The sequence below is a fragment of the Geovibrio thiophilus genome, assembly GCF_004087915.1.
GTDB lineage: Bacteria > Chrysiogenota > Deferribacteres > Deferribacterales > Geovibrionaceae > Geovibrio > Geovibrio thiophilus.
Map to the genome: position 1 here is coordinate 144,136 of NZ_CP035108.1, position 11,337 is coordinate 155,472.

7 protein-coding genes are annotated in these 11,337 nt (G+C 48.2%); all 7 read right to left on the bottom strand.

Annotation, left to right across the window (positions count from 1 at the left end; genetic code table 11):
- Position 1: 1 nt before the first annotated feature.
- Complete coding sequence (locus EP073_RS00685) at positions 2–1,393, bottom strand: hypothetical protein (protein ID WP_128465255.1); 1,392 nt, start codon at positions 1,391–1,393, stop codon at positions 2–4.
- Positions 1,335–1,979 carry a 16S rRNA (guanine(527)-N(7))-methyltransferase RsmG gene (gene rsmG, locus EP073_RS00690; RefSeq protein ID WP_128465256.1) on the bottom strand — a complete coding sequence of 215 codons (645 nt, stop codon included), beginning with the start codon at positions 1,977–1,979 and terminating at the stop codon, positions 1,335–1,337. The genes EP073_RS00685 and rsmG overlap by 59 nt, the downstream gene beginning before the upstream one ends.
- Positions 1,969–3,852: a tRNA uridine-5-carboxymethylaminomethyl(34) synthesis enzyme MnmG gene (gene mnmG / locus EP073_RS00695; RefSeq protein WP_128465257.1), complete on the bottom strand. Its 1,884-nt coding sequence runs from the start codon at positions 3,850–3,852 to the stop codon at positions 1,969–1,971. The genes rsmG and mnmG overlap by 11 nt, the downstream gene beginning before the upstream one ends.
- A 194-nt stretch (positions 3,853–4,046) precedes the next feature.
- Positions 4,047–5,375 (bottom strand): tRNA uridine-5-carboxymethylaminomethyl(34) synthesis GTPase MnmE, encoded by a 1,329-nt coding sequence (mnmE, locus tag EP073_RS00700; protein ID WP_128465258.1) that lies wholly within the window; start codon positions 5,373–5,375, stop codon positions 4,047–4,049.
- A gap of 13 nt (positions 5,376–5,388) precedes the next feature.
- Complete coding sequence (folD, locus tag EP073_RS00705) at positions 5,389–6,234, bottom strand: bifunctional methylenetetrahydrofolate dehydrogenase/methenyltetrahydrofolate cyclohydrolase FolD (RefSeq protein ID WP_128465259.1); 846 nt, start codon at positions 6,232–6,234, stop codon at positions 5,389–5,391.
- Between the two features lie 297 nt (positions 6,235–6,531).
- On the bottom strand, positions 6,532–8,961 hold the full coding sequence (gene gyrA / locus EP073_RS00710; RefSeq protein ID WP_241654020.1) for a DNA gyrase subunit A: 2,430 nt from the start codon (positions 8,959–8,961) through the stop codon (positions 6,532–6,534).
- 4 nt (positions 8,962–8,965) lie between these two features.
- Positions 8,966–11,332, bottom strand: coding sequence for a DNA topoisomerase (ATP-hydrolyzing) subunit B (gene gyrB, locus EP073_RS00715; protein WP_128465260.1), 2,367 nt, complete (start codon positions 11,330–11,332; stop codon positions 8,966–8,968).
- Positions 11,333–11,337 lie beyond the last annotated feature (5 nt).

Sequence of the window (11,337 nt, forward strand, 5' to 3'; positions counted from 1 at the left end):
ATCAGCGCCCCAACATCTCTATTTTTTCCGCGGAAACTATCCTGAAACCCTTAACGCTTCTTACCGCTTTCCCGTTGTCCATATATTTAACGTCTGTGGCGAAAGTACTTACCGGCTCGCCTTTAAGAAAGGCTATCATATCATTGGCCATATATGCGGAAAGTGTCGGCTCCTCGCCGTACTGATCAATATATATTCTGCGAAATTCAGAGGCGTTAGCGTTGCCCGCAAGGTAAGCGGGGGTAAATATCATCGCCCTGCGGAAGTAGCCGACATAATCGTCGTTCAGGTATCTTTTGCCGAAGGAATCCGTGCCGATGAGCAGCTTCACCTTTTCGGGGTTCTTCACACTGTATCTCACAAGCGGAACAACCTTTATAAGCTTTATCTCAGAAGAGAAAATTACCACTGTGTAGCGGGTGTCCTGCTTATATTTGGCGGAAATGCTCTTCATTTCGTTCTGGAAGTTCCCCTTCTCAAAATTCATAACATGAACGGGAATATTCAGTGCTTTGAGTTCACTGGCGGCGATCTCCGCCTGAACAGCGTATTCGTTTGAAACGGCTATCACTGTCACTGCTTTCTCAAGAACCGCATAGCCTGTGGTTTCAGCCACTATATCATCCTTGCTGATGTCAAACCTGTATGTGTTCCCGTCCACCTGCACTGTCCTGTGGAACGGGTCCACCTTTGCCGAGTTGAACCCGATGCCGTCGCCCATTTCAAGCTTGAAAGACGCACGTTTATACGCGACAGCGGCAATTGCCGCCTGCATGAACTCAGCATGGCTTCCTCCAACGAGAAAGACCTTGTCCGCTTTCGGCTCCTCACTGATTATTACGGGAGCCGGTGCCGGATCCGGTTCTCCGGCTTCCGGTTTGACGGACTCCGCCGCAGGCTCTCCAGCCTTTTTACCGGACGGCGCAGGCTTAAGTCTGCTGTCCACACAGTCAGCGAACGGATCATCTCCGGCTTTTATCCCTTCAGTGCTGCAATATGTTTTTATAACAGAAGGAAAAGGCTCTTCATCCTTCCTGTTGCTTATCATTGTGTAAAATTCCAGTGCCTTGTCCTCTTTTCCCGTCTTGAGATATGCGTCGAAAAGCCAGAGCATTCCGGAAAAGCGCATATATCTGCTGAGATAAGTTTCTCTGTAACTGCGCTCAAGAAATTTCAATCCTTTATCATACTGCGCTTTCCGTATGTAGTGCCTGCCCATGATCAGTCCCGCCGCTGCGGACTGCTCCAGCGGAGCGTTGCTGTTTATTGTCTGAAGCTTTTCAAGATCTCTGAAATTAAGGTCTTTACCTGCGTAAAAAGTCTCCGAGAACGGTTCAACGGGAGCCGACATCTGAGGGCGTGCCGCGCAGGATACCGTCAGCAAAAGAGCCACAGCCGCCGATAATAGTGTAAGTCCTCGTAAATGGTTCTTCAACCCTGACATTTTCAAACCCCAATCTGTATTTTTTAAGCAAGTCTTCTGCCTGCTTCATTTCTTCTTCCAGTCTCTCGCCTTTATATAATAGCCACAAAGTGTCTTTGCGGGCAAGGTGCTTCGTCCATTTTAATATTTCTCTGACCTTTGCCACACCTCTTGCGGTGATAAGATCAAACTGCCCTTTGACCTCTTCCGCACGGCAGTTAAGAACCCTTACATTATTCAGACCTAGTTCAGATGCGGCATGTTCAAGAAATCTGCACTTTTTGGCTATGCTTTCCACCAGAGTTATCTTCATCTCCGGATGAAAAATTGCCGTCACAATCCCCGGAAAGCCGCCGCCGCTGCCTATATCCGCCATTGTTTCACGTAAAACATTTTTCAGGATGAATATGTAAATGCTGTCCAGATAATGCTTAAAATAAAACTCTTCCCTGTCTTTGATAGCTGTGAGATTCAGCCCTGCGTTCATATGGAGCTCATAAAACTTTTCAAGCATTGCGCTCTGCTCCTTGGAAACCTTTATATAATTACTCAGCATTCTGTTCACCGCTATTTTTTAACTTGCTGATGTGGACATGAAGCAGCGCAACCGCTGCGGGCGTCATCCCCTGTATTCTTGCCGCCTGCCCCAGAGTAGCGGGACGAATGGCACTCAGCTTATCAACATACTCTCTGCGCAGTCCAATTATTGAGGAATAATCTATTCCGGCAGGGATTTTTACAGACTCTGTTTTCCGGAATTTCTCTATCTCAGTTCCCTGCCGCTGAATATAGCCTTCATACTTGGCGTTTATCTCTACCTGCTCCCTGACACGCTCATTGACCTGACTTCCGCAAAGTTTCTCTATGGTGGAATAGTCAAACTCCGGACGCTTCATCAGCTCGAAGGCACTCACCGGATTCTTCAGTACCCCGCCGTATTCCGCCAAGACACTCAGCATTTCCGCAGAAGGAGTTATCCTGACAGACTTAAGCCTTTCTATTTCGTCTTCCTTTGCCTGTCTCTCGGCACAGAAACGCCCGTAACGGGATTCACTGATAAGCCCCAAGCTGTGACCTATATCGGAAAGCCTGTACTCGGCATTGTCCTCCCGAAGCTGCAACCTGTACTCCGCCCTTGAGGTGAACATGCGGTACGGCTCATCCACTCCTTTATTAACAAGGTCATCGATCATTACTCCAATGTAGCTCTGTTCACGTCCGACTATAAGCGGCTCTCTGCCGTCCAGAGCGAGAGCGGCGTTTATGCCTGCCACAAGCCCCTGAGCGGCTGCCTCTTCATAACCGCTGGTACCGTTAAGCTGACCTGCGAAATAAAGCCCTTTCACCGGCTTTGTTTCCAGTGTGGGGAACAGACCGGTCGGCTGAACAAAGTCATATTCGATGGCGTAAGCCGGACGGACAAACTCAACATTCTCCAGCCCCTCAACAGATCTGTACATGGAGATCTGAACATCAATGGGCAGAGAAGATGAAAATCCGTTCGCGTAGTACTCCCTTGAATTAAGCCCTTCCGGTTCGAGAAAAATCTGATGTCTAGTCTTCTCAGGGAACTTCTTCACCTTGTCCTCTATGGACGGACAGTATCTGGGTCCTATACCCTTTATAACCCCTCCGTAAAGAGGTGAGCGGTGAAGGTTATCTCTTATTATCTGATGTGTTTTTTCATTTGTATAAGTGACATAACAAGGAAGCTGCGGCAGGTGGATCTGCTCAGTCTCAAAGGAGAAGGGCTTCGCGAAGTCATCGCCGTGCTGTGCGTCAAGCTTAGAGAAATCTATGGTATTTACATCAAGCCGCGCCGGAGTGCCTGTCTTGAGTCTCTCAAGCTTAAAGCCAGCTTTAGTCAGTGAAGCCGACATACCGATTGACGCAAATTCATTCATTCGCCCCGCGGGATAGTTGCAGTCTCCAATGTGGATAAGCCCCCTGAGGAATGTTCCTGTACAGAGCACAACTTTTTTCGCCCTGTACAGCATTCCGGTATCGGCGACGATTCCGCGGATTTCTCCGTTTTCGATAGAGAGCCCTTCAACCATGCCCTGTTTGAGATCAAGACCCGACTGCTCCATTATCACACGCTGCATCCGCTGCTTATAAAGATCCTTATCCGCCTGTGCTCTGCTGCTGCGAACAGCGGGACCCTTCTTCATATTCAAAACACGGAACTGAATCCCTGTCTCGTCTATATTCCGCCCCATCTCGCCGCCGAGAGCGTCAATATCTTTAACGATATTGCCCTTCGCAAGCCCGCCGATGGCAGGATTACAGCTCATGTGCGCCACATTGTCCGCATTAATGGTAAAAAGTGCCGCAGAAGCGCCCATACGGGCAGCAGCAAGCGCAGCTTCACACCCCGCATGACCGGCACCGACGACAATCACATCATAAAACTTGTCATAAACAAGCATCTTTCACCTGTTTAATTATATATTTCGAGCAACTTTTAAAAGTTCCCCGAGTTCCCTCAAAACTTAACGTGAGAATTTAATCAGGTTTCAGAGGAGAGAGGAAACATCTTTTCAAAAAATGAGTTTCTCATAATCCAAAGTTTAATTATAAAAACTGTTTCACGTGAAACAATCAGTTTTTCCACAATTGCACATTATTTACCTATGCAGAAGCTATTGAAGATATTCGTCAATATTTCCTCGGTATAAGTTTCGCCCGTGATCTCGGAGAGGATGTTCAGGCTGTCTCGCAGTTCAAACGAAAGAGAGTCCAGATCATCACATCCTATAATTCTTATTTCTTCCAGAGAGGCAAGCATCCGCAGAAAACCGTTTTTCTGTCTCTCATTCACCGCTATGGAGTGTTCATGTATTTGTGAATCCTCTTCAGAGATCATCTGCTCAAGAATATTCATAAATTCATGGACGTTCGCCCCTGTTTTTACGGAAATTTCAACATCAGCGCCGTGGTCATGCTTTTTGACATCTGCCTTGCTGCCGACAATTATCCGCTTGGTTCCTTTTGTCTTCTCAAGGACTAAGCAGTCCTCAGCGGAGAGTTCCTCTGACAGGTCAAGAACAGTAATGACAATATGCGAGCTTTCCACACGCTCAAGGGAACGTTCTATCCCGGCTTTCTCCACAAAGTCCTCCGTGTGGCGGATACCTGCCGTATCAACTATTTTTACAGGATGTCCGGCTATGGTCATATCAGCGTCGATAAAGTCTCTTGTTGTGCCCGGAATATCAGAGACAATAGCCCTGTTCTCCTTCAAAAGGCAGTTGAGTATGGATGACTTCCCCACATTCGGGCGTCCCGCAATGGAGACATACACAGAGTCATTCACGGATTTCAGCATGGCATAGCTTTTCACCAAAACCTTCAGTTCCGCTTCAATATGATCATATTTGGCGGTGATGTAGTCAAGCTCCCTGTCTGACAGATCCTCCTCCGGAAAGTCAATATATGCCTCAACAACAGTGAGAACGTCCACATAGAGGTTTTTCAGACTCTCTATCTGCGTTTTGAGCCCGCCCTTAAGCTGATTGTAAGAGTAAAACAGTCCTGCCTCAGACTTCGCCGCTATCATCTCCTCCACCGCCTCAGCCTGAGAGAGATCCATTTTCCCGTTGACAAACGCCCTGCGGGTGAACTCTCCGGGTTCAGCAAAACGCATCCCGACAGACATAAAAGACCCCAGAGCGCTTCTGATGATGAGCGGATTACCGTGGAAGGAGATTTCCACAACATCTTCACCTGTATATGATTTAGGGGATTTAAAGTAGCTGAATATTACGTCGTCTCTGACTTTGCCGTCATCATAACATGCGTGGTAAACCCTGCGGGGCGCAGGGAGAGGGAGGCTTTCACCGCTCTGTTTTTTAAGAAATGTCAGTGCCTTGAGACTGTCGGAACCGGAAATACGCAGAACGGTGACGGCGGAACGGATAACGGGAGTTATAGGGGCAACTATCGTATCCATTCCGCATACCGTATTAAAATGTTTTTTCAAACGCTTTAAGCGTGTTGCTGAGCAGCATGGCAATGGTCATGGGACCCACGCCGCCGGGGACTGGGGTAATATATGAAGCCTTGCTGAAAACACCTTCATAGTCAACATCACCGACAAGCTTGTCCTCGACTCTGTTGATCCCGACGTCTATTATCACAGCTCCGTCGCTCACCATATCGGCAGTGACAAAGTTCGCCTTGCCGATGGCGGCGACTATAATATCTGAGCGGCGGCATATGTCTTTAATGTTTTTTGTGCGGGAGTGGCACACGGTCACTGTGGCGTTGGCTTTAATAAGCAGCGCAGCCATGGGCTTGCCGACTATATTGCTTCTGCCGAGAACCGCAACGTTTTTGCCGCTGAGCTCTATGCCGTATTCCTCGAACATCACCATGACACCCGCCGGCGTGCATGGAGCCAGCGCATCCTCACCTATGTTGAGAAGTCCGACATTAACAGGATGGAAGCCGTCAACATCCTTTTCAGACCTGATGGCGTAAAGCACCCTTTTCTCGTCTATCTGCTTGGGCAGGGGCAGCTGAACCAGTATTCCGTTTATGCTGCTGTCATTATTATACTGATCCACACGGGCGAGAAGCTCGTCTGTCGTGGTGGTGTCGGGCATCCTGTCCACGACGGACTTGAAGCCGGCTTCCTCACACGCCTTGTTCTTCATGCGGACATAAACCTGACTGGCAGGGTCTTCACCCACAAGGATAACGGCAAGACCGGGCACACGTCCGGTTTTGTCTTTGTACTCTGCGGCCTTCTCTTTCAGACCGTTTCTGATCTTCTGTGCCAGCTCTTTTCCGTCAATCTTCGTCGGCATCGTTAACTCCTATACTTTATAGCAAAAATTTGCCATCCTTGGAAATTTTTGCACACGCTCGCGCCGTGATAAACACGGCTTCGCTACTCACGGCGGAACTACTTCCTGTACTTCTCTCCCGTTTATAGCAAAATTTACCATTCTTTAGATACTTCTCAAGCCTATCATAAACCTGAGAAGGACTCGTTCTTGATTTGCTTTCTTTGGGAAGAGTTTGAGTAAACCTTTCTTTTCCATTAAAGAAAGAGTTCACTCAGCATCAAGCCCCGTGCAAAAAGCCTTTCCATAAAGCAGCTTTTATTCTACCTCTGCGTCGTCCTCTTTGACTATTGCAAAGGAGATTATTCTGTCTTCGTCAGTGGACATGAGCTTGACACCTTGAGTATCTCTGCCCATAACAGGGATCTCTTTAACAGAGAGTCTGATGATTTTGCCGCCTTTAGTGATCAGCATAACGTCATCCTCTTCGTTAACCTGTTTAGCACCGCAGACAAGACCTGTTTTCGGGCTTACTTTGCAGAGTTTTACCCCTTTTCCGCCTCTCGTCTGGAGTCTGTAGTCCGCAACGAGTGAGCATTTTCCGTAGCCGCACTCGGTTACGTTAAGAATATAGGGGTGTCCGGTGAGAACTTCCATGGAAACCACTTCATCGGCGTCTTCAAGGGAAACACCTCTTACGCCTGTTGCGGATCTGCCCATTGCTCTCACGTCCATTGAGCTGAACTGTATTGTTTTGCCGTTTCTGGTGGCAAGGAAGATGCTGTCATTATCAGTCGTAACGTCAGCTGCCATTATCTCGTCACCGTCACGGAGCTTAAGTGCTATCATGCCGCTTCTGCCGCTCTTAAAGTCCATAACGGGAGTCTTTTTGACAACACCGTGCTTGGTGGACATGAAGAGGTACTTATCGTTATCCGCTTCGCTGAGAGTGACAACTGAGGCAAGGTTCTCGTCCTTTTCAAAGGTGAGAAGGTTACTGAGGTGCCTGCCTTTGGTATCTCTGGCGCTTTCGGGTATATCGTACACCTTGAGGAAGTGTATTTTACCTGTGTTGGTAAAGAAGAACACCTTAGCATGGTTAGTGGTGACGAGCATCCTTTCGGCGAAGTCGTCTCCTTTGCTTTTGGCGCCGCTTTTGCCTTTTCCGCCGCGTCTCTGAGCCACGAAGTTGTCAAGAAGCGTACGCTTTATGTAACCGTTGTGGGTAATGGTTACCACCGTCTCACTGTCGGGGATGAGGTCTTCCATATTAAACTCGCCCGCGGCAGCGACAATTTCGGTTCTTCTTTCGTCACCGTATTTGTCATTAACCTCAGTGAGTTCGTCACGGATAACACCCATCATGACGGCTCTGTTTCCAAGAATGCTTTTGTAGTATTCTATATCCTTCAGGGTATCTTCGTATTCGCCCTGAAGCTTTTCGATCTCAAGCCCTGTGAGCTTGCTCAGTCTCATTTCGAGAATAGCCTGACTCTGAACATCGCTGAAGCTGAACGCTTCCTTCAGTTTGAGTTTGGCTTCGGGAGTATCCTTCGATGTTTTGATCAGTCTGATCACTTCATCAATGTTTTCAACTGCTCTTATAAGGCCTTCCAAAATGTGCAGGCGTCTCTCAGCCTTATCGAGGAGGTAGGCGGTTCTGCGGGTGACAACAACTATCCTGTGATCAAGGAAAGCCTCAAGAATGCGCAGCAAGGTAAGAGTCTGGGGTCTGCCGTCCACGATAGCAACCATGTTCATGCCGAAGGTAGTCTGCATCTGAGTGAACTTGTAGAGCTGGTTCAGCAGCACATCGGGCATTTGCTCACGCTTGAGCTCTATGACAACACGTATGCCGTCTCTGTCCGATTCGTCACGGAGATCGGAAATACCCGTAATAATCTTGTCACGCACCAGCTCAGCTATTTTCTCAATCAGCAGAGCCTTGTTTACCTGATAAGGCAGCTCATCGACAACGATCATTTCCTTGCCGGTTTTGGTCTCTTCTATGTGGGTTTTGGCTCTGATGGTTATGGAGCCTCTGCCCGTTTTGTATGCCTTATAGATGTCTTCCCTGCCGAGGATCATTCCTGCGGTAGGGAAGTCGGGTCCCTTAATCACTGAGAATATATCATCCTCAGTATATTCGGGATTGTCTATCATGAGAATGAGGGCGTCCACTGCCTCTGTGAGGTTGTGAGGCGGTATGTTGGTAGCCATGCCCACTGCGATGCCGCTTGTGCCGTTGACAAGAAGATTGGGGATTCTCGTGGGGAAAACCACAGGTTCCTGCATGGAGCCGTCATAGTTGTCCGTGTAATCCACAGTGTCTTTGTCAAGGTCGCTTACGAATTCATCGCTTATTCTGGAGAGTCTTACCTCTGTGTACCTCATTGCCGCCGCGCGGTCTCCGTCCACAGAGCCGAAGTTACCCTGACCGTCCACAAGAGGGTAGCGAAGGGAGAAATCCTGCGCCATACGCACAAGGGTATCATACACTGCCGAGTCGCCGTGAGGGTGATACTTACCTATAACGTCACCGACTATACGGGCGGATTTTTTATAAGCCTTATTGTAATAAACGCCCATTTCGTGCATGGCAAAAAGAGTACGTCTGTGAACGGGTTTCAGACCGTCCCGCACATCAGGCAGCGCACGCCCGACAATAACGCTCATGGCGTAATCGAGGTAACTGTCCTTAAGGGAGTCTTCAATATTAAGATTGATAATGCCTTTATTTTCCATCATTCACCTAAACGTCCAGATTTCTTACGTTGAGAGCGTTTGTTTCGATAAACTCACGCCGCGGAAGAACCACATCGCCCATAAGGAGGCTGAAAAGCTCATCCGCCGCCTCAGCGTCTTCAATTGTGACCTTGTACAGGGTTCTTCTTTCAGGATCTACAGTGGTTTCCCAGAGCTGTTCGGGGTTCATTTCACCAAGACCTTTGTAACGCTGAATGCCCAGACCTTTTTTACCCCTCTCTTCAACGAAATGGAGGAGATCTGTCAGCGAGGTAAAGGTATTTACATCCTCACCCAGCTTAACTTTATGGGGAGCGTCCCCGAGTTCCTTAAGATAAATACCCAGTCTTCTCAGCTCCTTAAATTCGGGTGAGCCGAGAAGGTCAGTATTGATTTTATAGCTCTGAGTGGAAGTTTCAAGCTTGAGGTTGTATCTGCTGAATTCTTCGTTATAGTTTATTTCCGTATTCACATAGCCGCTGAGAAGGTTTTTAGCCTGAAGAGCGCCGAAGAACTCCTCAACAAAAGCCTTCTCGCCGAGGTTCTGCGCAACAAGGTTGGGATACATTGCCATGAACTTAACAAGCTCTCTGGTGTAGCCCTTCTTAACGTATTTAATGATCATTTTGTTCAGCTTACCGAGGTTGAGCAGCAGTTCTTTGTACCTGTGCTTCTCGACATTTTCTATCTCCACATCCTCAAGACCGAGATCAAGCAGGAAATCCGCCATTACCTCTTCGTTCTGGATGTAGCGCTCGTTCTTGCCCTTTTTGACTTTATAGAGCGGGGGGCTGGCGATGTAGAGGTAGCCGCGCTCGATGATTGCCTTCATGTGGCGGAAGAAGAATGTGAGCAGCAGGGTTGAGATATGCGCGCCGTCCACATCGGCATCCGTCATGATGATTATTTTGTGATAACGGAGCTTCTCGACGTTGAAATCATCTTTACCGATCCCCGTGCCAAGAGCTGTGATTATTGTTCGTATCTCGTTGTTTGAGAGAAGCTTATCGTAACGAGCCTTCTCAACGTTGAGTATCTTGCCTTTAAGGGGAAGAATAGCCTGATGCCGCCTGTCACGCCCCTGTTTGGCTGAACCGCCCGCAGAGTCACCTTCCACTATGAAAAGCTCTGAGTGCTGAGGGTCTTTCTCCTGACAATCAGCGAGTTTGCCGGGAAGAGTAGAAATTTCCAGAGCGTTTTTACGGCGGGTGAGTTCCTTAGCTTTTCTCGCTGCTTCACGGGCACGGAAAGCCTGAAGCGCTTTTTCGTATATTTTTTTAATTACCGCGGGGTTTTCTTCAAAATAGTCGCCAAGGCTGCTGCCGAGTATTGATTCCACAGCGGTTTTAGCTGCGGATGAGCCGAGCTTGGTTTTTGTCTGTCCTTCAAAGACAGGCTCATTTATGCGTACTGAAATTATGGCGCTCATACCCTCACGGACATCGTCTCCGGTGAGATTTTCCTTCTCCTTGGAGAGGTTCTGTTTGGTTATGAAGCTGTTGAAAACCTTTGTATAGCCGGATTTAAAGCCGGATTCATGGGTTCCGCCCTCTTCAGTGTGAATGTTGTTTACGAAGGAGTATATGCTTTCGTTATAAGTATCGTTATAAGTAATCGCAACTTCGGCAGTTATCCCTTCGTACTCGCCTTTAAAGTACATAGGTTCTTCAAGAACCATTATCTTGTTTTTATTCAGATACTTAAGGTAGCTGACTATGCCGCCTTCAGCATGGTATTCCTGTTCCTGATCAAAGCGTTCGTCTATGATTTTGATTCTGATGCCGTTGTTCAGGTAGGCAAGCTCCCTGAGCCTTCTTGAAAGCGTATCAAAGGAATATTCCGTTGTTTCAAATATCTTAATATCCGGTCTGAAGGTTATCGTGGTTCCGGATCTTTCGGAATTTCCTATGCGAGCGAATTCGCAGGCAGGCTTACCCATTTCATATTTCTGGTAAAAGGTGCCTCCGTCACGCCTTACGGTGATCTCAAGGGATTCACTGAGCGCGTTCACAACCGAAACACCGACACCGTGCAGACCGCCCGAGGCGTAATATGAGCCGGAGTCGAACTTCCCTCCGGCGTGGAGGGTTGTCATGACAACCTCAACCGTGGGCTTACCGACCTTGGGGTGTATACCGACGGGGATGCCCCTTCCGTTATCCTCAACCGTGACCGAGCCGTCTACGTGCAGTGTGACGGTAATAATATCGCAGTAGCCTGCCATGGCTTCATCGATGGAGTTATCAACAACTTCGTAAACGAGGTGATGAAGACCCCTTGCACCGACAGAACCGATGTACATACCGGGTCTCTGTCTGACCGCTTCCAGCCCTTCCAGAACCTTAATACTGTCTTCACTGTAATTATTCTGCATTGCTC

Bases quoted from the DNA above. Each gene is read 5' to 3' on its own strand.
- gyrA (WP_241654020.1), bottom strand. From the start codon at position 8,961: ATGATGGAAAATAAAGGCATTATCAATCTTAATATTGAAGACTCCCTT.
- rsmG (WP_128465256.1), bottom strand. From the start codon at position 1,979: ATGCTGAGTAATTATATAAAGGTTTCCAAGGAGCAGAGCGCAATGCTT.
- folD (WP_128465259.1), bottom strand. From the start codon at position 6,234: ATGCCGACGAAGATTGACGGAAAAGAGCTGGCACAGAAGATCAGAAAC.
- mnmE (WP_128465258.1), bottom strand. From the start codon at position 5,375: ATGGATACGATAGTTGCCCCTATAACTCCCGTTATCCGTTCCGCCGTC.
- mnmG (WP_128465257.1), bottom strand. From the start codon at position 3,852: ATGCTTGTTTATGACAAGTTTTATGATGTGATTGTCGTCGGTGCCGGT.
- gyrB (WP_128465260.1), bottom strand. From the start codon at position 11,332: ATGCAGAATAATTACAGTGAAGACAGTATTAAGGTTCTGGAAGGGCTG.